Source organism: Brevibacterium iodinum ATCC 49514 (genome assembly GCF_900169265.1).
Classification (GTDB): domain Bacteria; phylum Actinomycetota; class Actinomycetes; order Actinomycetales; family Brevibacteriaceae; genus Brevibacterium; species Brevibacterium iodinum.
The window spans coordinates 62,508-83,415 of the sequence record NZ_FXYX01000005.1 but is presented as its reverse complement, the minus strand read 5'-3'; the positions used below and the strand labels follow the sequence as shown (position 1 = coordinate 83,415).

Here is a 20,908-nt window from a genome sequence, read left to right as displayed (position 1 = left end):
GAAAGGATCTCGACCGTGAGTAACCCCATGATGAACCGGGCGATCAACCAAGGCGCCCAGGCCGGACGCAACCAGCCGGTCATGTCCGATCAGGAGCTCAACAACCTGTTCAACCAGCCTGCAGCGGAGAACCGCAACGCAGGCCCCCAGGTCGCCGACCGTGCGATGACCTATGACGATGTGATGATGAAGACCGGTGTGCTCTTCGCCATCCTCCTCGCAGGTGCCGTCGTCGGCTGGCTCGTGCCGATGTTGGCTCTGCCTGCTGCGCTCATCGCGCTCGTCCTCGGCCTCGTCAACGCATTCAAGAAGGAACCGAGCAAGGCTCTCATCATCGGCTACGCCGCGTTCGAGGGTGTCTTCCTCGGCGGCATCTCCGGGATCTTCGAGTCCATGTACCCGGGCATCGTCGTTCAGGCCGTGCTCGCTACCTTGAGTGTCTTCGGCGTCATGCTCGCCCTGTTCAAGTTCAAGGGTGTGCGCTACGGCTCCAAGATGATGAAGTTCATGATGATCGCCGTCGGCGGCTACGCGGTCTTCTCGATCATCAATTTCTTCTTCGCCATGTTCACCGGCTCCGGCGGCGCCCGCAGCATCGAGATCTTCGGAATGCCGCTCGGAATCGTCATCGGCATCGTGGCCACCGTGCTCGCCGCGATGACCCTGATCATGGACTTCCAGATGATCGAAGAGGGCGTCAAGCACAAGATCCCGGAGAAGTACTCCTGGATGTGCGCCTTCTCGCTCATGGTCACCCTCGTGTGGCTCTACATCGAGATTCTGCGCCTCATCTCCTACTTCAGAGACTGAGAGACGAGACCGGCCCGCGCAAGTGGGTCGCGCTCGAGCGCTGAACGAAGGGCGGATCCCCGAGTAGGGGAGTCCGCCCTTCGTCGTCCCCGCTGGGTCGGGGTGGGCAGGACCTCGCCAAGGTGGGCAGGACCCCTCGCCGAGGCGGCCGTTCCCGAGGTCGATGTCTGTCGTTCAAGGCGGCGCGCGGATGTGGGCAGGTGCGCCATGCGAAATTCGCGCGCGGCCTTGAACGGCGGTCCTCAACACCCGTGCCGACGCCCCCGACACCGGCACCTGGTACCCGCCGACCGTCATCGAAGGCGTGCCCGATGACAGCGAACTCGGCCGCGGCGAGATCTTCGGCCCCGTCACCCAGCTGCTGCGACGCACCAGCCGCGACGACGCTGTCGAACTCATCAACGGCGAACCCTATGGTCTGGCCTCGAGCGTGTGGTGCGAGGACATCGCCCAAATGCGGTGGTGGGCGAGCCGGATCCGCGTGGGCACCCTCGCGGTCAACGTCTACAGCGAAGGCACCGAAGCCACCCCATTCGGCGGACTGCGACAGTCCGGATTCTGGGGCCGCGACAACGGCCCGGAAGCCCTGGACACCTATCAGGAGACCGTGACCGTCTGGGTGGCCGACACCTGATCATCGTCTGAGGTTCCGCCGCTGTTCCCATCGAAGAGGACTATTATGAGTCCATGACCACGGCAGCGGCGGAACTCGAGACCGAGATGCGCCGCCTGCGCGTCCGTATCATCTCTCTGACCACTGCCCAACTCGACGAGGCGGCCCCACCGTCACCGAGCAGACGTGCAGCCATCCGTGAGGCCCTGGCCGAGTTCTCTGCCATCGGCTCCGAGGACCGGCCGGTCCCCGAACTCGGAGATCAGACCCTCGCGGACCAGGTCGTCGTGCTCCTCGAACACGGACTGCGTTCGGCTCGGGCGCTACCCGAATCCGATCGTGAGCACCGCATCAGCACCCTCACCGAGGCGGCCGTGCGCTTGCGTCGAAACCTGGCCTGAGCATCGGGGGAGAGGAGGACACGGCGGGGAGCCTTCAGCGCATGTGGCCGTCGATCCGAGACCTGCTGGCACGGGCGAACTGCACTCGGTTGCGAACATGGTGCTCTCTAGCTCCGATGACGTGCTGGTGGCCTCGCGCATCGACGTGCCCCGCCCCGGGGCCGCTGTCCCGCCCAAGAGCGACGCCCGGGTCGTCACCGCAGACATGGCGTGGGCGCAGCACGTCGAGAAGGTGCAGGTGCGCATCGGCAACGGCGACTGGGCGGAAGCGGAACTCAGCGAAGAACTCACTGCCGATACGTGGCGGCAGTGGCGATGCGAGCACACGGGGCTGAGCGCGGGCACGCATACGGTCAGCGCGCCCCGCGTTCGATCAGGACGGAAACGTGCAGGCCTCGAAACGCCGGCCCGCCATTCCGGGTGCCGCGACGGGACTCCACGCGCGCCAGTTCACCGTCGAGTGAGGCCGCGCTGCGGAACGGACAGGCAGTTCGGGCCAACAGCCCGGTCATACAGTCGTGTCCCGCGTCCCACCATGCGAACTCGCCGCGGCAGTCTCAGGCTTCTCGCGATAACTTGTAATCTCACTCACATCATCTGCATTCCTGCATCACAACGAGGTGGTCAACGTGTTCGGTCTCCCGACGGCGACGGTCGTCATCATTGTCGGCATCCCTGCGATCTGGGTGATCTACACCCTCGTCTTCGTCTTCCTCTCCCGCGGATGGAAGGCCGAGGACGTGGCCGAGGATCAGGCCCTGGCGAGAACCGCGAACGGAGCGGACGGACGAGACGGCGGGGCCGCCTCGGCGAATGGAAACGGGGGAGCGGCATGAACATCGAAACGTGGTTCCTCGTCATCTACTTCATCGCCATGGCCGGAATCGGCGTGTGGACGCTGAAGATCGGGTCGAAGGGCAGTGAGGGCTACCTGCTCGGCGGTCGCAGCCTGGGCGCTGCGGTCACGGCTCTGCGCCTGCAGTCGTCGTCGATGTCGGGGTACATGTTCCTCGGTGCGGGATCGCTGGCGTATACGAAGGGCTACTTCTCTCTGTGGTACGCGATGGGCTACATCGGCGGCGGTGTCCTCAACCTCTCGATCCTGGGTCGGCGGATGCGCAAGCTCTCCCAGATCCTCGGGTCACTCACCTCGATCGAATACCTCGAACATCGGTATCCGTCGAAGTGGATCCGCGCGATCGCCGCACCGGTCGCTCTGTTCTGCATCTTCTTCTACGTGATGAGTCAGTTCATCGCCGGCGGGCGCGGACTCGAGATGGTCACCGGCATCCCGTATGCCTGGGCGCTGCTCATCGCCGTCGGCGTCATCGTCTTCTACACCTTCCTCGGCGGCTACCTCGCTGTGGCCTACACCGACTTCGTGCAGGCGATCATCATGCTCATCGGCATGGTGTGGATCCTCATCGGATGTCTGCAGGCCGTGGGCGGGTGGACAGCCGGCAACGAGGCGGTCGGGCAGATCAACCCGAACCTGCTGACTATGTGGGGCCCGGACGGGATCGAATCCGTCCAATGGGGCGTCATCGTCGGCGCCGTCCTCGTCTTCTCCATCGGCTATATGGGCTGGCCGCATGTCAACGTCAGCCATATGGCGATGAAGCGGCCCTCGGTGGCCAGGCGCGCCAGCCTCTACGCCACCGGCTTCAACCTGCTGTTCATCCCGGCTCCCTACATCGTCGGCATCATGGCGCTCATCCTGCTGCCGACTCTGGACAATCCGGAGCTCGCGGTCTTCGAAGTCGCAGACACTGTGCTGCCGAACTTCGCCGTGGGCATCGTCATGGCCGGAATCATGGCTGCGATCATGTCCACAGCCGACGCTCTGCTGCTGCAGTCGGGCACGATCGCCAGCCAGGATCTGTTCCAACGCTTCTTCAAGAAGGATATGTCCGACCAGCAGTCCGTCTGGGTCTCCCGGTTCACCGTCCTCGTGTTGGCGATGATCGGCTACTTCGTCGCCGTGAACGATCCGCCGGCCGTCGCCGAGGTGGTCATCTTCTCGACAACGGTGCTCGGTGCCGCGTTCGTCCCCGTCTACATCGCCGCCGCCTGGTGGAAGAAGGCGAACGTCCCCGGAGCCATCTGGTCGATGATCGCCGGCACCGTGTCGTCGGTCGTGTGGCAGCTGACGGGACTCGTCGACGTCACCGGAGTCGACCCGATGGGAGTAGGCATCGTGTGCTCGACGTTGGCCCTCATCCTCGTCTCCCTGGCCACCCAGCGTTCGCATCCGGTGCCGGCCCACGTCCTCGAAGCGCTGAAGGAGACCGACAAGATCGGCGCGATCCCAGCACACATGCTCACCGGTCAGAACGATTCCCTGGCCGGTCAGGTTCCGAAGGACGTCTGAGATGAGCGCCGAGATCGGAACCGGTCGCCGGGTCGGCCCGGATCTGCGGGCTGAGGATCCGGTGCGGATGGAGCCGCACGTCACCGCCGCCGAGGCGCTCGCCGTCTTCCGGCGCAAACTCCCTGACGCGCTCGCCGAGGTCAGGATGGTGCATCATCCGTTCTGGTGGGCCGCCCTCGATGTGCGCACCCGCGGACTCTTCCGTCGGAGCGCATCCGGGCCGGGGCAGCGGATGGATGTGCTCGTCAACGCAGTGTCGGGAAGGGGTATGATCGCCGACTTCACCCCTCGCGGGGCCACCACGGGATCATCGGAGTGGTTGAGTCTGATCGGCGGGCGGTCGGGACCGCTGCCGACTCGGGTCGAGGCGGAGCGGACCGCGCGATCATTGGCACGTGCGAAGGCCGTCAAGACGGTGAAGCTCGGAATGGGCATCGAGATCACTCCTGCCAGCAGTCTGCGCGGAGTGCTCAAGCCCAACTGGATCGTCTCCGGAGGGAATGCGAGGCATGAGGCAACGATCCTCGTCGATGGCCTCGATGGGTCTCATTACATCGTGCGGGTGGACAAGGTCGGGCGGAGCTGAGAGCTCGGCTGTCAGGTCTGCGGAGATGCTCAGCCCCAGTTCTTTGCGTCCGAGATGCAGAACGGATGACCGGCGGGATCGAGAAGCACCACCCAGGTCTCACCGGGCTGTGGTTCGGCCCGGGTGGCTCCGAGTTCGACGCAGCGACCGGCTGCCGCATGGATGTCGTCGGCGGCGAGGTCGAGGTGGAACTGTTTGCGTCCGTCGTCGGGCCAGCTTGGTCGCTGATAGTCCGGGATCGTGCCGATGCCCAGAGCATGACTGGGACCGGTGAGCATGGCATAGTTCTCGTCCGAAAAGGCGATGGGCCAGCCGAGGACGGAAGAGTAGAACTCTCCGAGAACGGCAGCGTTCGGGGCGTCTAGGGTGACCATCGCCAGTGTGGCGACGGGTGCTGTGGTGGAGTTGTCGGCGGTGGTCGCGGCGGTGTCGGTCTTCTGTGTTTCAGTCATGTCTGACATTCTTGTGCCATGGACGACGACGTCACTAGGAAAAATGCGTCACTGCCGCAGCACTTCTTCGGACGTGTGCTCAAGCCGGGGGAGATGCTCGAGCATGCGCGCTATTCGTCCGTTCGTGTCGTCGCCGAGCGCCTACGCCCGTTCGTCAAACGCTATTGGGCTGTCGAATGGGATCTGCCGGAGGGCGAGAGCTATCAGACGGCGACCTTGTCCGAACCGACCATCCATCTGACCTTCGAGTTCGGCAACAGCCGACGGGCGCACGTGGACGGCCCCGGAGCGTGGGTGACCGGTCCGGTCACCAAGCGGCGCTTCGATGTGGGAATCTTCGGACGCGGCGGAGTCTTCGGCGTGAACTTTCAGCCGGGTGCGACACTGGCGTTCTCCGAGGAGAAGCCGGCGAGCATCCGTGATTCGACCGTCCCTGCCGAACTGTGGTTTCCGAGGTTGGATGCCGACCTCGGACTCTCCGAGATGTTTGCGCGTTCGCAGAGAGCCGGGGCGCCCGACTTCAGCGAATTGGCCGCTTCGGTGGAAAGTTGGCTGCTGTCCTGGCGGCCGCAGATGACCCCGTCGTTCGAACGGCTGAAACGGGTGCTCGACATCCTTGACGACCCCGAGGTCGTGAGCCTGAAGATCCTCGCGGAGAGAGCCGATATCGGTGAGCGTACGCTGCAGCGGATGTTCAGCAGCTTCTGCGGAGTCGGAGTGAAGAAGGTCTTGGCCAGGGCGCGGATCATCGACGCGGTCGCAGCGATCGACCGCGGCTGGGAGGGAACACTGGCCGACCTCGGGGCACGCTTCGGCTGGTTCGACCAATCGCATTTCAGCACGGACTTCGTCCGCGTCACCGGCTTCAGTCCGGCCGAGTACGCACAGCGGAAGTCTGCGCGGGTCACGCGAGGCTGACAGTGGCCCGGAGTCGTCCAGGAAACACCATCTGATCAGGCGTCTCAGCGACGTTTGGCGATGCCGAACCCGGTGTAGCCGAGGACGATGGCGAACGCGAAGCCGACGTAGCAGAACACCGCCCACGGTGCGTAGTCGAGGACGGATATCCCAAGAACTCCTGCCATGTAGACGCCCGCTGAGGACCACGGGATGAGTGGGACGATGACGGTGCCGGAATCCTCGAGGGTGCGTGAGAGGTTCTTGGCATCCAGTCCGTGGTCGGCGTAGGCCTTCTTGAACAGTTCGCCCGGAACGATGATCGAAAGGTAGGAGTTGCCTGTCACGACGGCCATCGTGATGCATGACAGCACCGTCGAGAGAATGAGATCACCCGTGCGCTTCACGAACCTCAGAAGCGAGCGGATAATGGTTTCGAGGGCACCGGACCGCGACATTATTCCGGCGAACGCGAAGGCACTGAACGCGATGAGGATGACACCGGTCATCGACGCCATCCCGCCCTGCGACACCAACTCGACGACATCGGGGTCCAGACTCTCGAGCGTTGAGGGCCCGACTTCGAGCATGTCCGGGGTGAATCCGTCGACCGTCGAGGCGAAGATCGATTCGACGCTGACCTTCTGGAAGATCGCCGCAAGGATCCCCGCTACCAGTGACGATCCGATGATCGTCGGCAGCGTCGGCAGTTTGAGCACGGCTCCGGCGAGGACGATGACCATCGGCAGAAGCAGGAGGACGTTGAAGGAGAACAGACCGTCCAAGGTACCTGTGACGGCGCTGATCTGGTCCGAATCGGTGCTGCCCGATTGCTGATTGATGCCGACGAACAGGTAGAGCGCCAGCGCCACGAGTGTGGCTGGAATCGTGGTGTAGAGCATGTGGCGAATGTGCTCCCACAGGGTGGTGCCCGCAGCTATCGGTGCCAGATTCGTCGTATCCGACAGTGGAGACAGCTTGTCGCCGAAGTACGCGCCCGCGACAATCGCTCCTGCTGTCGCTGCCAGCGGGGCGTCGAGGCCCGTGGCGATGCCCATGAGGGCCACGCCCACTGTTCCGGCCGAACCCCAGGACGTTCCCGTGATGACCGAGACGATCGCCGAGATGACGAAGGCGATGAGGACGATGAACTTCGCGCTGATGAGGCCGAGACCGTAGTAGATCATCATCGGAATGGTCCCGGCGATCATCCATGTGCCGATGAGGATGCCGATGGAGATGAGCACAAGCAGAGCCGGCATCGCCGTATCGAGCTTCTCTCTGATCCCCAGCAGCATATCCTCCCAGGTCAACCCCATGCGCAGAGCCACCAAGCCGGCGATGATCGCAGACAGGATCAACAGCGGCTCCGGGGCGAGGCCGAGGACGCCGTAGCCCACAGCCAGCAACACGAGCATCGCGCCCAGGGGAACCAGAGACCATCCCAGCGGCGGGAGCTTCTCCTCGACGTCGGCAGTATGGGCCGTTGTGGTGCCTGAGTCGTGGCTCATTCGAAAGTTCCTCGGATCTGGGGTTCGCCGTTGCGGACTATCTCCTGTCCGCGGGAAAAGGCGAGTTGAATGGTGTGCTGGTCATCGGTGAGGAGGATGTCTGCATCGCACCCGCTGCGGATACGGCCCTTGTGCCCGAGCATGAGGGCATCTGCCGTGTTGGAGGTGACGAGGGCGAGGGCCTGAGCCAGGTCCATTCCGGGCAATTCGGCACACTCCCACACCTTTTCGTAGAGGGTGGTCTGCTTGGCCACTTCCATGCCGATCAGCCGCCCGTCTGCGTCGAATTCGGGCAGACTGCCGTTGGCGTCCGACGACAGAGTGAGTCGGGTGAGGTCGCCGCCGAGTTCGATGTAGTCTCTGACCGACTCTGCGGTCGTCGATCCCGCGGTCATGTCAACGGTGGCGCCCTTGGCCGCGAGGCTCACCGCATCGGCCAGAAGCTCGGTGCTCCTGGTGATATGAGTGGCATAGACGGCCTGCGGGGCGATCGGGTACTCGTCGAGCAGCCGGTGGAGAGGGGCCAGACGCGACGAGTACGGTCCGACGTGGAAGTGGGTGACGCCCGCTTTGCCGCTGAGCAGTCCGCCAACGTGACTGTGGCTGACGAGCTCGGCCAATGCTTCTACCGTCGGTTGGAAGGAACGCCGATCCGAGATCGCAACCTCGCCGACGCCTATGACCTTGTCGATGAGGACGACATCGTCGACGACGGTGCCTGTCAGCGTTCGTGCTGGGACCTGGTAACTGCCTGTGTAGATGTATGTGGAGATGCCGTCGGCCTCGAGCCCGCGGGCCTTGGCGAGGAGATCCGCGTGGCTGCGAGTCACACCGTCGGTTCCCATGCAGCCGACGACCGTGGTCACCCCGGCGCTGACGATGTCGCTGACGAGGATCTCCGGGGTGCGGTTGGCATATCCGCCTTCACCGCCGCCACCGGCGATGTGGACGTGCGGGTCGATGAACCCCGGCACGACGGTCAGACCGCGGGCATCGATGACAGAGGCATTTGGAAGGTCGGACACCGCTTCGACGGGAATCTCACCGATGTAGGTGATCTGCTGCCCCTCGATGAGAATATCCTGTTGACCGAGTCGTTCCGGGGCGAAGACTTCGGCCCCTTGCAGCAATGTCACCATGTCATGTCCTCTCCTTGTCGTGGCTAACCAGGTATGAACCCCTTGCCGTCGACCTTCGGGATGGCAGTGAGGAGCTTCCGTGTATAGGGATGGTTCGGATCGTTCCAGATCTGTTCCGTCGAACCGACCTCGACGATCCTACCTGCCTCCATCACTGCGACTCTGTCCGCGATATCGCGAACGATCGAGAGATCGTGGCTGATAAAGATCATCGAGGCCCCGGAGTCGATGGCGAGGTCGCGCATCATTCGAGCGATCCGTGCCTGGAGGAACGCATCGAGTGAGGCGATGGGTTCATCACCGACGAGCACCTTCGGACCTGCAGCCAGGGCTCGAGCGATGGCGATGCGCTGCCTCTGTCCGCCGGAGAACGAATGCGAATAGCGCTGTGCGGAGTCGGTCGGCAGGTCGACGGCGTCCAACAGCGTTTCGACGGTCCACGTGCCCTCAGGATTGAGGGCCAGCGCATCGTCGAGCTGGTCGCGGATGCGCCGGCGCGGGTTGAGAGACGCGTAGGGATTCTGGAAGACCATCTGAATCCCGAGCAGTTCCTTCGCTCTCTTCTTCAGACCGAGGGCTCTGACCGGGTTGCCATCGAAGGTGATGGAGCCGGCCGCGAGTTTCTCCAATCCGCAGATGAGTTTGGCCAGCGTCGATTTGCCGCAGCCGGATTCGCCGACGAGTCCGAGCACTTCCGACCGACCCAGCTGCAGAGACACTCCGTTGACCGCCCGGAAGCGACCTCCGCCGTCGAGCTTGTATTCGCATGCCACGGAATCGAGTTCCAGGAGCGGAGCACCTGTTTCGGGGGAGTGAGCGGTGGGGGTGGCCGGGGACTGGTCGATCGATGTCATGGGGAGACCTCCGCTTGTGGCAGCGATTCGATGAGCGAACGCGTGTATTCGTGTTGAGGAGCGGTGATGACAGCCTCCCGTTCACCGGTTTCGACGACGACACCGTTCTTCATGACGACGATGGTGTCCGCGACCGAGGAGAGCACTCCGAAGTCGTGGGTGACCAGCAGCACCGCGAGGTCGAGATCGTCGCAGAGTTCGCGCAGCAGGCGGAGGATGCCCGCCTGAACGGTGACATCGAGTGCCGTGGTCGGTTCGTCGGCGATGAGGACCTTGGGGTCGCAGATGATCGCTGAGGCGAATGCGATTCGCTGCAGCTGTCCGCCGGAGAACTGGTGTGGGTATTTCTTCACCGCTTCTTCTGGATGCGGAACCCTGGTTCGGCCGAGGATCTCGATGGCCTTGGCCAGGGCGGCTCTCTTCGACACCTTCTGGTGGTGGCGAAGGTGGTCGGTGATCTGGTCGCCGACAGTGAGCATGGGATGGAACGCTGAGGCCGGATCCTGGAAGACCATCGACAGCTGCACTCCGCGCAGGCGGTTGTGCTGTTTGGCGGGCATTCCCACCAGTTCGACTCCATCGAAGTCGATGCTTCCGCTCAGCTCCGCGCCTGCAGGGGAGAGTCCCATTACGGCGAGACCGGTCTGGGTCTTACCGGAACCTGAGGCTCCTGCGACGCCTGTGATGCGACCTGCTTCGAGGTCGAAGGAGACGTCCTTGAGGATATGAGTGGTCTTCTTCCCTGAGGTGACCGACAGATTGAGGTCTCTGATGCTGATCATGCTCATGAGGTCGTCTCACCGACTTCCTGGGCGGTATGCGGGTCGAGAGTGTCGCGCAGACTGTCGCCGATGAAGTTGAACGCCATGACGATGGTGAGGATGCAGAGTCCGGGGAAGAACGCGATCCACCAGGCCGCGAACTGAGAGACTCCTTCGCTGATCATCGCGCCCCAGTCCGGCGTCGGCGGAACGGCGCCGAGAGACAGGAACGACAGACCGGCCATCGTGAGGATCGCCGAACCGACATCGAGGGTGGCGAGCACAACGACCGGGGAGATGACGTTCGGTGCGATTTCGCGGGCCAGTGATCGGCCCGCACTGAATCCGAGCAGGCGTCCGGCGATGACGTACTCGCTGCCGCGCGCCGTCATCACCAGCGATCTGGTGACACGGGCGTAGGACGGCCACGAGACGAGCAGGATCGCGATGATCGCGTTCTTCAGCCCCGGTCCGAGGGCGGCTGCGATGACCATGGCGAGGATGATGGTGGGGAAGGCGAACACGAGATCGGCGATGCGCATGATGATCTCGTCGACAGCTCGACCGAAGTATCCGGCGATGGCGCCGAGCACCGAGCCCAGCAGTGCCGAACAGATGACGACGAACACCGCGGCGGGCAGGGTGGTGCGGGCGGCGACGAGGATGCGGGAGAGCACGTCCCGACCCAGTGTGTCGGTGCCGAGAAGATTCTCACCGTTGGGAGCCGACAGCCGCGGGAAGTTCTGCGCCAGAGGATCGAACGGGGCCAGCAGCGGTGCGAAGATCGCCACGAGCAGCCAGATCACGAGGATCCCGGCTCCCACGAATCCCAGCGGAGTGCGCAGGGCCTTCGGGAAGCGGATCTGCCACCTCTTCCGTCCGGGGTCGACGGGATCGCGGCGGGCCGCCTCGGTGATGGGGGCATTGGTGGGCTGTTTCGGGGTGCCGATGCTCATCTCACCCTCACTCTCGGATCCACGAAGCCGTAGATCAGGTCGACGATGAAGTTCACGAGGATGTAGACGATGCCGATGACGAGGCCGACGCCCATGATGACAGGCAGGTCGAGCGTCGTCGCTCCGCGGTAGGCGTATTGGCCGAGTCCGTTCCAGGCGAAGACGGTTTCGGTCAGCACCGCACCGGAGAGCAGAGAACCGAACGCCAGACCGACGACGGTGATGATCGGGACCAAGGCGCCGCGGAAGATGTATTTGAAGACCACTGTCCGTGCCGGCAGGCCCTTCGCCTTGGCCGCAGTGACGTAGTCGAGCCGGATGATGTCGAGAACGCTGGAGCGGCTGAACCGGGTGAGCAGACCGATGGTGAAGAGCGCGAGAACGCACGAGGGCAGGACGAGGTGGCCCAGCGCGTTGGCGAACGTCGCCATCTGACCCGCCAAGAGGGAGTCGACGGTGTAGAGGCCGGTCACCTTCGGCGGCGGGGTGATCCAGGGGTCGAGTCGTCCGGCGCCGGGGACGACTCGCAGCTGGAAGAAGAACACGAAGTAGGCGACGGTGGCGATCCAGAACGTCGGCGCCGAGATGCCGATGAGGCTGAGGGTGCGGATCGCGTGGTCGACGATGCTGTTCTGTTTGAGAGCGCTGAGCAGACCGAGCAGCAGTCCGAGGAGGACGGAGATGAGAATCGCTCCGATGCCGAGTTCGATCGATGCGGGGAAGACCTGACCGATCGAGGCGAGCACGGGCGTGCGGGTCTGGTTGGAGACGCCCAGATCTCCTTGGAGCAGATTGCCCAGGTAGGTGAAGTACTGGACGAGGAGCGGCTGGTCGAGGCCGAGCTTCTCCCGTGTCTGCGCGACGATCTCCGGATCTGCTGCCGCCCGGTCGCCGAGGATGGCCGCGACCGGGTCGGTGGGCACGAGGTTGGTGAGCAGGAACGTCACCACGGTCACGCCCCAGATCAGGATGATCGAGATCCCGATCCGGATGAGGATGAATCGGAGGAGCGGGTGGAGCTTCGGCGGTTTGATCCGCTGCGCCGCGTCCGTCTCACCAGAGGCGGACGCGGCAGGAGCATCGTGCGGCGCTGTGGTGGCTTCCGCCATCCTCACTCTGCCTTTGCGAAGTCGAACGAGACGTCGGCGTTGGACACGAATTTCGTGATGCCCGAACCGACGGCGATGGTGCTGACCGGCTGGACGAGCGGGATCCACACCGCGGTGTCGGTGGTCGCCTTAAACAGCTTCGCGTAGGCGGCGTCGCGGGCATCGCCCTTCGCCTCGGCCGCTTCGTCCGCAAGTTTCTTCAGCTTCGGGTCGTCCTTCCAGTTCACGCGATCGGCGACGTCGCCGCCGGGAATGAAGACGTTGTAGTTCGTCGGATCGGGGAAGTCCGCGCCCCAGGTTCCGATGCCCATCGGCTGTTTGGCCGAGCGGAAGCCGTCGAGCTGAGTCGAGCTCGGGGCCGGCTTGAGGTCGAGGTTGATATCGGCCTCCTTCAGCTGTGCCTGCAGGGTCTCGGCGAGCTGCGCGAGGTCGACTCCGTTGACGGCCTGGTCACTCGAGTAGTGGAAGGGAACCTTCTCACCGTCGTAGCCGGCCTTCTTCAGCAGCTTCTTCGCCTTTGCGAGGTCGCGTTCGGGTGCTTGGTCCTTCGGGACGGCACCGACGAACTCGTTCGGTACGAGGCTGGCCATCCGCTGCGATCCCTTACCGGCGAGGTCGGTGAGCTTGTCGTAGTCGATCGCCGCCATGACGGCCTTGCGGAAGTCCGGGTCTGCTGCTGGGCCGCCGATCTTCTCATCCGTGTTGTTGAAGATGTAGAGGCTGCGAGTCGAGGGCAGGCTGGAGATCTTGCCCATCGACTCATCGATCTGCTTCGCCTGATCGGCGTTGAGGTCGAAGGCGACCTGCGCCTGACCCGACTGGATATCGGTCAGCTGCGTCTCGGCGGAGACATTGCGCAGCACCACTCGCTTGTACTTCGGTTCGGGACCGTTGTAGTGCTCGTTCGCGGTCAGCACGACCTGGCTGTCGGCGTCGTACTTCTCCACCTTGTACGGTCCCGAGCCCTGGGAGTTCTCATTGAGGAACTGTTCGGCACCGTCGTTCTCGTCCGTGGTTCCCTCGTTCTCCTTGACGACCTTCGAATTGACGATGCCGATCGAGGAGTTGGGGAGGATGTAGGGCAGTGCGGGGTTGGGTTCTGCGCTGGTGAGCGTGACCGTCTTGTCGTCGACCTTCTTCACCTTGACTCCGTCGAGGAAGAAGGAGGGGTTGCCTTTGATGCCCTGAAGACGTTCGAAGGAGAAGACGATGTCGTCGGCGGTGACGGGATCGCCGTTGGAGAATTTCGCGTCCTCGTCCTTGAGGGTCAGCGTCATCTCCTTGTCGTCCTCGGACATCTCGTACGAGCAGAGTCCGTCGGTCGGCTTGGTGAGGTCACCGTCCTCGAACTCGAGAGCCGTCTGATAGATGGCGTTGTCGATCGTCGACCCGGTGAACTCGAATTGTCGATGGGGGTCGATCGTCTTGAGGTTGAAGGCGGTCTCGGCCACGATCGTGTCGCCGGCACCGCCGGCTTCGTCGGAGCCGCCGCCGCAGGCAGCGAGCCCAGCGGTCAGTGCGAGGGTGGAGCAGATTGCGACGAGATTGCGGGACAGGCGCCTCATGTGTGATCTCCCTAACAGTAAGTGTTGTGAGTCACATTAAGGGCGAAACGCCTGCCATGCAATTCAACCTGCCACAAAGCTCGCGGATTTCCACTGTGTCTTTCCGCCAACGTCTCGACCGGCGAGATGAGACTTCTGATCTGCGACTTCTGTCGGCAGTCGTCAGACCCATCGTTCGCCGGCCGAGCCCGCACAGCGGAGATACGCGCGGGCTACTCGGAGCTGAAAGGAGAAAGTCCGAGGGCCGCGTCTGTATCGGTATGAGATCGGGCGACATCCTCGGTGGTCCAGTCGGTGCGATCGAGGTCGGGGACCGCCTCGGCGATCTGTGACTTCCAGCCGCCGTGCCACTGGGCGGGGAAGGCCCGCTCGAGCAGATCGAACATGATCGGCACCGCTGTCGACGCTCCGGGGGAGGCTCCGATGAGACCCGCGATCGATCCGTCGGCGGAGACGATGAGCTCGGTGCCTTGTTGCAGGACGCCGATCTTGTTCGGGTCCGGTTTGACCAGCTGCGCTCTCTGCCCGGCGGGCAGCAGCGTCCACTCGTTGCGTCGGGCCCGTGGGAAGAAGCGCTGCAGCTGAGCGAACTTCCGTGTCGGGCTGGCCGCGAGTTCCCTGACGAGGAATGACACGAGGTCGAGGTTCTGCAGGCCAGTGGCGGCAATGACATGGAGATTGTCGGGTCGAACAGTCGTGAAGAAATCCGAGAGCCGACCGTGCTTGAGCAGCTTCGTGCTGAATGTCGCATACGGACCGAACATCAGATGCTCCTCGCCGTCGACGACGCGCCGGTCCAGATGCGGCACCGACATCGGCGGAGCGCCCACGTCGGCCTGACCGTAGACCTTGCCCTCATGCCGGGCGACGACCGAGGGAGCCGCACACCGATAGAAGGCGGCACCGACAGGCAGGACCGCATACCCGCGGATTTCGGGTACCTTCGCTTTCTGCAGGAGTCTGAGCGCGAAGCCGCCCGCCCCGACGAAGACGGTGCCTGCTCGAACGGAAAACGGTCCCATCGACGACGAACCCGTGATCGACCATCCGTTTGCCTCCCGCTCGATCCCGGTCACCCCGTGACCGGTGAGCACCTCGGTGGAACCGACCGTGAGCAGAGCTCGAGTCAGGGCACCGAAATCGACGTCGGTGCCGCCGAGGTGTCGGGCAGCGGCGATCGGTTCGCCGTCGTCGACCCGACCCTCCATCGTCAGCGGCGCCCACTGGGCAATGGTGTCCGGATCCTCTGTGTGCTCCATCTCCGCGAACAGGGGATCGGCGCGCAGAGTGTCGACACGGCGGCGCAGATAAGCGACATCGTCACGACCGAACACAAGGTTCATATGCGGAGTCGTGTGAATGAAATCCGTCGGATCGAGCACGCCCTGCCGAACGAGATGTGCCCACCATTGCCGGGTGAGGTGGAACTGCTCGGCAATGTGTCGCGGCTTCGATCCGTCCGCGGGATCGGGCATGTAGTTGAGTTCGCAATACCCCGAATGTCCGGTGCCAGCATTGTTCCACGCCTCGCTGCTCTCTCCGGCTGAGTCCGTGGCCTTCTCCAGGACGAGGATCCGCAGATCGGGATCGAGCAGGGTCAGCATCGAGCTCAGCGTTGCGGACATGATGCCTGCGCCGATGAGGACGACGTCGGCATCCGGAAGCTGATTGGTGTGCGTGGGGTTAGCGGTCATGTTCTCACCATGCGCCTACGCGAATCATCCGTCCAATGAGTGATCGGATATGTATGATCCGAATATGGAACGATCATCCGATGCTCGGACGGCGCCGCTGACGGCGCTGCGGGAACTCGTCGAACTGGCTGATCAGGACGGTCACCTGACCGAGGCGGCGGCCGCCCTCGGCATACCCCAGTCCACGATGAGTCGACGGATCCACGCACTCGAGCGCCACCTCGGCATGGCATTGACCGTCCCGCGCGGTCGCGCCATCGGTCTGACGACGGCGGCCATCGATCTCGTGGGCGCGGTGCGTGCCCCGCTGAGGGAGATCGATGCGGCATTGGTCGATCTCGCCGAGGCGGCCGATCCCGAACACGGCAGGATCAGGTTCGGGTTTCCCCTGACGATGGGTGCCGGTGAGGTGCCCGATCTGCTCGCGGTCTTCAACCGCGAACATCCGGGCATCCGCCTCGACCTCAAACAGGCTCACGGCGCCGAACTCGTCGCTGACCTGCAGGCGGGCACCCTCGATCTGGCGATCATCATTCCGCCTCCACCCGAGGTCAACCATGAGGTGCTCGCGCGGCAGACGATCATCGCCGCCCTGCCCGATACGCACCCGCTGGCGGGAGCACGCAGCATCAGCCTGGACCGGCTCGCCGACGAGGAGTTCATCTCCACTCCTGCGACCTACAACCTCCGGGAGCTGACGGATCAGTGGTGCCGGGACAGCGGCTTCGACTCGCAGGTGAAGATCGAAGTCACCGAATTCTCGACGATCCGCGAATTCGTCGGCCGCGGAATGGGAGTGGCACTGATCCCACCTGCGGTGCGCCCGGTCGAGGGAATCACCGAGGTGGCTCTGGACGGTCCCGCTCATGCTCGTGAGATCGCCCTGTGCTCAGCCGTCCGCAGGCCCGGCCGTGTGGTCGAGCATCTGCGCGACTTCATCCGCGAAAACGCGGCGAACTGGTCGAACGAGGACTGATCCTCACGCGCGGGTCCGCGCCAGCAGGTAGACGAAGTACGGGGCGCCGATGAGGGCGACGATGAGTCCGGCCGGGATCTGCGCCGGCGCGATGACCGTGCGCCCCAGGGCGTCGGCGACGACGAGGCCGACGGACCCGAGAAGCATTGCTGTGGGCACGACCCGGGCATGACGGGCGCCGACCAGGGCCCGTGCAGCATGCGGAGCGACGAGACCGATGAATCCGACGACACCGACGGCCGACACACTCACCGCCGCGAGGATGGCCGCCGTGATGAGCACGGCGAGGCGTACCGGTTCCCGCGGAACCCCGACCAGCCGCGGGGTGTCATCGTCGAGCGCGAGCAGATCGAGTTCGCGCGTCCACACGAACGCCAGCGGCACGGCGACGAGCAGAGCGAGCGCCACCGGCGCGATATCGGCCCAGGTCCGTCCGTACGTCGAACCGGAGAGCCAGGTGAACAGGGCCGGAGTGTCCCAGGGATTTGCGCGGACGAGGAACAGCGTGGTCAGGGCCGTGAAGCCGAACCACAGGCCGATGCCGATGAGGACGAGGCGGTCCGTGTTCATCCCGCCCCGCCACGAGAGTCCGTAGACGATGGCGAAGGCGAGAAGCGCACCGACGATCCCGACCGCAGAGACGAGGCCGACCCCGGCGCCGGGAATGAGGGTGACGACGATGACGGCACCAAGACCGGCCCCGCCGGTGATGCCGAGCAGTCCAGGCTCGGCCAGAGGGTTGCGCGCGCTGGCTTGGACGAGGGTGCCGGAGAGTCCGAGCGCTGCACCGGCTGCCAGAGCCGCGGCGACTCGGGGCGCACGCGAATCGAAGGCGAAGTCGATGACGGACGCCGCCCGGTCCTGCAGCCACAGCAGCGCATCGCCGAGGAGGTAGAACCGCTCCCCGGTGAGCAGACCGAGAACGGCGACGGCGATGAGGACCAGGACGCCGGCAGCGATGACGAGACCGGCCCGGCGGGGACCGATCACCGTCGAATTCGCCGCCGAGGTGGTCGTCGCCGGTGATGCCGTGCGCATCGACCGCGCCAGCAGAACGAGGACGATCGCCCCGAGCACGGTCGTCGTGACTCCCGAGGGCAGGGTGATCGCCTCGGTGGCGCCGACGATGGCGCGCAGCAGCGCGTCGGCGACGATGACGATGATCGCGCCGATGAGCCCGGCGGACGGAAAGAGCACGGCATGACGCCCGAGGCCCGGTACGATGCGGGCCAGCAGCCTGGCGATGACCGGAGCGCAGAGACCGACGAAGCCGATCGGACCGGCCAGGGTCACCGCAGTGGCGGTGAGCATAACGGCGAGGAGGATGCCGAGAGTCCGAGTCGACCGAATCGGGACGCCGAGCACGGAGGCGGCATCGTCGCCGAGGCCGAGCAGATCCAGACGCCTCGACAGCAGGATCGCACCGGCGGCGATGACAGCGATGACCGGAATGCTGCGCAGCGCGGCGGTGCCGTCGAGCTGATTGAGAGTGCCCGAACCCCAGGAGAAGAGACTCGTCGTCTCTTCGGCGAAGAGGATGAGCAGAGTCGAGGTCCCCGCCTGCAGTGCCATCGCCGTTGCCGTGCCCGCCAGTACGAGCCGAGTCGTCGACGCGCCGGCGCCTCCAGCCAGACCCAGGACCAGGGCCGCGGCGAGCAGACCGCCGAGGAAGGCGACCCCGCCCGAGGCCCAGATCGGAATCGCAATGCCGAAGGCCGTGACCACGGTGACGGCGAAGTATGCCCCACCGGTGACCGCCAGGGTGTCCGGCGACGCCAAGGGGTTACGCGCGAGCGACTGGAACAGGGCACCGGCAACGCCCAAGGCGATGCCGACGAGGATCCCTGCCCCCACGCGCGGCAGCCGGGACCCCAGCAGGATGTCACGGGCACTGGGGCCATCCTCGGCGGGGGAGAGTGTGCCGGTCACGGCACTGAACAGCTCTCTGATGCCGATGCCCGAGGTCCCCTGTGTGATGTGCCAGGCGGAGGCGATGACGAGGATGGCGACGAGCCCGAGCAGGGCGGCGGCGGTCGAGAGAGCACCGACGACACCGCGACCGCGCACCGGAACCACGGTCGGTTCCGGTGTCGCTGTCGTCGGGCTGGGCGTCATCTGGCGGGTCAGGGGAGAGGCCACGGATTACTTCGTCAGAGCGTCGACGTAGGCGTCGAGGGCTTTCTCGGAGGACTTGGGTCCGCCGAAGGTCCAGATCCCTGCGGGGAAGGCCGTGGTGCGGTCGTCCTTCACGGCGGGAATGTTCGCCCAGATGTCGTTCTTCTTCAGCAGCTCGACATAGTCCTCGGACTCGGGGTCCTCGGTTCCGGTGTAGAAGAAGTTCGCGTCGCCGACCTTCGAGATGCCTTCGATATCGGTCTGTCCCAATCCGTACGCGGGGTCGACCTCACCGGTCCATGCGTTCTTCAGGCCCAGCTCCTCGCCGAGTTCGCCGATGAGCGAACCCTGGCCGAAGGGGCGCAGCGCCACATTCGAACCGTTGACCCAGCCGTCGAAGTAGACGAATTCGGTGGTCTCCGGGTCCGCCTCGGCGATGGACTTCTTCGATTCTTCGAGCTTCGCATCGAAATCGGCGAGCACGGTTTCGGCGCGCTCGGTGCGACCGGTCGCCTCGGCGACGGTGGTGAACGTGTCCTTCATGTACTTGACGGGATCCTTGCCGTCGGCGCCGGCCATGGCCATCACGGGGATTCCCTGCTTCTCGAGCTGACCGACGATCTTGTCCTTGCGGTTCGTCGTTTCGATGATGACGAGATCCGGATCGGCCGACAGGATCGATTCGACATTGGGTTCCTGGCGAGTGCCGACGTCGGTGGTGGAGTCGGGCAGCTTCTCCGCCGTGTCCCAGGTGGTGAAGCCCTTCGCATCGGCGACGGCGGCGGGATCGACGCAGAGGGAGAGAAGATCCTCGGTGTACTGCCATTCGAGGGAGACGACCTTCGCCGCCGGCTTGTCCAGTTCGATCTCGTGGCCTGTGTCGTCGGTGACGGTGACCGGAGACGCCGAGGTGGTGCTCGAGTCGTCCGCACACGATGCGGAGGTCTGCCCCTTCGCATCAGCAGGTGCGTCGGTATCGGTGGTGCCGCACCCGGTCAGGGCCAGTGCGCAGACCGCCGTTGCCGATGCGAAGGCGGCGAACGAGGTGCGCGACAGAGGTGTTCTGGTCATGGTGTTCTTTCTGTGAACCGATCGGCGATCGGAGATGAGGTGGTGCGATTTCTGGGTGTGACTGTCAGAAGGTGCGGTGGTGCGCTCAGAGGGCTGCGGCCGGGCGACGAGTCCGTCGGTGGAGGGCTTCGACCCGGACCAGGCCGGTGTCGGCATCGATCCGTGTCGAGATGGGCAGCCCGTAGACCTCGCTCAGCGTCTCGGCGGTGAAGACGTCTTCGCAGGTGCCGTCCGAGCGGATGCGGCCCTGTTCGAGCAGGACCACGTGATCGGCGACGGTGGCGGCATGTTCGAGGTCATGGAGGACGACGCCGACGGCGATGGAGTGGTCATCGGCGAGTTCGCGCATGAGGTCGAGGATCTCCGCCTGGTAGCGCAGGTCGAGATGGTTCGTCGGTTCGTCGAGCAGGAGGACTCCGGTGTCCTGGGCCAGACAGGTCGCCAGCCAGACGCGTTGGAGTTCGCCGCCGGAGAGTTGGTCGACCGGACGGTCGGCCATCGCCATGGTGCCGGTGAGGGAGAGGGCGCGATCGACAGCAGCGCGATCGGCGTCGGTGAGCCCGGCGAAGCGCTTGCGGTGCGGGTGGCGGCCGAAGGTGACGATCTCACGGACGCAGAGACCCGACGGGTGCGGGCGCGACTGGGACAGCAGGGTGACGAAACGGGCGAACTCTCTGGCCGTCAGAGTGCATGATGGAGTGTCTGCGTCAGCCTCGGTGATGACGACATCGCCCGAGGTGATCGGGTGCAGCCGGGCCAGTGAGCGCAGGACGGTGGACTTGCCCGACCCATTGGGTCCGAGCAGGGCGGTGACCCGTCCGGGGACGATCGTCAGGCTCACGTCATGGACGACCTCGGTGCGGTCGTAGCCCAGGTTGAGGCCGGTGGCAGTCAGTGCAATCGCGTTCACAAATGATTAGCCTAACCTAAGTCGACGAGTGGTGGTATAGCTGAGGGACGGAACTCGTTGGTCGAGCGAGGTCTGCGCGGTGCGTCGTTGGCATCCGCCCAGGTGGGACCTCTGGCT

General features: G+C 64.6%; 19 protein-coding genes and 1 pseudogene. 8 read left to right on the top strand and 12 right to left on the bottom strand.

Going from position 1 to position 20,908, the window contains the following annotated elements; translation table 11 throughout:
- Positions 1-27 precede the first annotated feature (27 nt).
- From BI49514_RS05905 to BI49514_RS05875, 6 genes and pseudogenes are all read left to right on the top strand, one after another.
- Positions 28-810: a Bax inhibitor-1/YccA family protein gene (locus tag BI49514_RS05905; RefSeq protein WP_101545120.1), complete on the top strand. Its 783-nt coding sequence runs from the start codon at positions 28-30 to the stop codon at positions 808-810.
- A gap of 268 nt (positions 811-1,078) precedes the next feature.
- A pseudogene (locus BI49514_RS05900) lies at positions 1,079-1,444 on the top strand (aldehyde dehydrogenase family protein); the annotation flags it as partial.
- A 53-nt stretch (positions 1,445-1,497) separates the two neighbouring features.
- Positions 1,498-1,824, top strand: coding sequence for a hypothetical protein (locus tag BI49514_RS05895; RefSeq protein WP_101545117.1), 327 nt, complete (start codon positions 1,498-1,500; stop codon positions 1,822-1,824).
- Positions 1,825-2,453: 629 nt separating this feature from the next.
- Positions 2,454-2,660, top strand: a complete 207-nt coding sequence (locus tag BI49514_RS05885; RefSeq protein WP_145996186.1) for a hypothetical protein — start codon at positions 2,454-2,456, stop codon at positions 2,658-2,660.
- Complete coding sequence (locus BI49514_RS05880; RefSeq protein WP_101545111.1) at positions 2,657-4,195, top strand: sodium/proline symporter; 1,539 nt, start codon at positions 2,657-2,659, stop codon at positions 4,193-4,195. The genes BI49514_RS05885 and BI49514_RS05880 overlap by 4 nt, the downstream gene beginning before the upstream one ends.
- A gap of 1 nt (position 4,196) precedes the next feature.
- Positions 4,197-4,781 (top strand): hypothetical protein, encoded by a 585-nt coding sequence (locus tag BI49514_RS05875; protein ID WP_101545109.1) that lies wholly within the window; start codon positions 4,197-4,199, stop codon positions 4,779-4,781.
- A 29-nt stretch (positions 4,782-4,810) separates the two neighbouring features.
- On the opposite strand, the gene BI49514_RS05870 is transcribed toward BI49514_RS05875, so the two are convergent.
- Complete coding sequence (locus BI49514_RS05870) at positions 4,811-5,233, bottom strand: VOC family protein (RefSeq protein ID WP_101545108.1); 423 nt, start codon at positions 5,231-5,233, stop codon at positions 4,811-4,813.
- Positions 5,234-5,251: 18 nt separating this feature from the next.
- On the opposite strand from BI49514_RS05870, the gene BI49514_RS05865 reads away from it, so the two are divergent.
- On the top strand, positions 5,252-6,151 hold the full coding sequence (locus tag BI49514_RS05865) for a helix-turn-helix domain-containing protein (protein ID WP_101545106.1): 900 nt from the start codon (positions 5,252-5,254) through the stop codon (positions 6,149-6,151).
- 44 nt (positions 6,152-6,195) lie between these two features.
- Here the strand turns inward: BI49514_RS05865 and nhaC are convergent, their stop codons facing one another.
- The 8 genes from nhaC to BI49514_RS05825 all read right to left on the bottom strand — a co-directional run bounded on the left by nhaC (position 6,196) and on the right by BI49514_RS05825 (position 15,719).
- On the bottom strand, positions 6,196-7,641 hold the full coding sequence (gene nhaC / locus BI49514_RS05860; RefSeq protein ID WP_101545104.1) for a Na+/H+ antiporter NhaC: 1,446 nt from the start codon (positions 7,639-7,641) through the stop codon (positions 6,196-6,198).
- Positions 7,638-8,780, bottom strand: coding sequence for a beta-aspartyl-peptidase (gene iadA, locus BI49514_RS05855; protein ID WP_101545101.1), 1,143 nt, complete (start codon positions 8,778-8,780; stop codon positions 7,638-7,640). The genes nhaC and iadA overlap by 4 nt, the downstream gene beginning before the upstream one ends.
- Before the next feature lie 23 nt (positions 8,781-8,803).
- Complete coding sequence (locus BI49514_RS05850; protein ID WP_101545098.1) at positions 8,804-9,634, bottom strand: ABC transporter ATP-binding protein; 831 nt, start codon at positions 9,632-9,634, stop codon at positions 8,804-8,806.
- Positions 9,631-10,422, bottom strand: coding sequence for an ABC transporter ATP-binding protein (locus BI49514_RS05845; RefSeq protein ID WP_101545095.1), 792 nt, complete (start codon positions 10,420-10,422; stop codon positions 9,631-9,633). The genes BI49514_RS05850 and BI49514_RS05845 overlap by 4 nt, the downstream gene beginning before the upstream one ends.
- Positions 10,419-11,351 (bottom strand): ABC transporter permease, encoded by a 933-nt coding sequence (locus BI49514_RS05840; protein ID WP_101545092.1) that lies wholly within the window; start codon positions 11,349-11,351, stop codon positions 10,419-10,421. Before BI49514_RS05840 ends, BI49514_RS05845 begins: the two co-directional genes overlap by 4 nt.
- The gene (locus tag BI49514_RS05835; protein WP_244195053.1) at positions 11,348-12,460 is read right to left on the bottom strand and encodes an ABC transporter permease; all 1,113 of its coding nucleotides are present in this window, start codon (positions 12,458-12,460) and stop codon (positions 11,348-11,350) included. Before BI49514_RS05835 ends, BI49514_RS05840 begins: the two co-directional genes overlap by 4 nt.
- 2 nt (positions 12,461-12,462) lie before the next feature.
- The gene (locus BI49514_RS05830; protein ID WP_101545089.1) at positions 12,463-14,025 is read right to left on the bottom strand and encodes an ABC transporter substrate-binding protein; all 1,563 of its coding nucleotides are present in this window, start codon (positions 14,023-14,025) and stop codon (positions 12,463-12,465) included.
- Positions 14,026-14,237: 212 nt separating this feature from the next.
- Complete coding sequence (locus tag BI49514_RS05825; RefSeq protein WP_101545087.1) at positions 14,238-15,719, bottom strand: malate:quinone oxidoreductase; 1,482 nt, start codon at positions 15,717-15,719, stop codon at positions 14,238-14,240.
- Positions 15,720-15,783: 64 nt separating this feature from the next.
- On the opposite strand from BI49514_RS05825, the gene BI49514_RS05820 reads away from it, so the two are divergent.
- Positions 15,784-16,695 carry a LysR family transcriptional regulator gene (locus tag BI49514_RS05820; RefSeq protein ID WP_101545230.1) on the top strand — a complete coding sequence of 304 codons (912 nt, stop codon included), beginning with the start codon at positions 15,784-15,786 and terminating at the stop codon, positions 16,693-16,695.
- 3 nt (positions 16,696-16,698) lie between these two features.
- Here BI49514_RS05820 and BI49514_RS05815 read toward each other — a convergent pair whose 3' ends face one another.
- The 3 genes from BI49514_RS05815 to BI49514_RS05805 all read right to left on the bottom strand — a co-directional run bounded on the left by BI49514_RS05815 (position 16,699) and on the right by BI49514_RS05805 (position 20,791).
- Positions 16,699-18,810 carry an iron ABC transporter permease gene (locus tag BI49514_RS05815; RefSeq protein ID WP_101545085.1) on the bottom strand — a complete coding sequence of 704 codons (2,112 nt, stop codon included), beginning with the start codon at positions 18,808-18,810 and terminating at the stop codon, positions 16,699-16,701.
- Between the two features lie 27 nt (positions 18,811-18,837).
- Complete coding sequence (locus BI49514_RS05810) at positions 18,838-19,881, bottom strand: ABC transporter substrate-binding protein (RefSeq protein ID WP_101545228.1); 1,044 nt, start codon at positions 19,879-19,881, stop codon at positions 18,838-18,840.
- 85 nt (positions 19,882-19,966) lie between these two features.
- A complete protein-coding gene (locus tag BI49514_RS05805) occupies positions 19,967-20,791 on the bottom strand; it encodes an ABC transporter ATP-binding protein (protein WP_101545083.1) in 825 nt (274 codons plus the stop codon).
- Between the last annotated feature and the right edge of the window lie 117 nt (positions 20,792-20,908).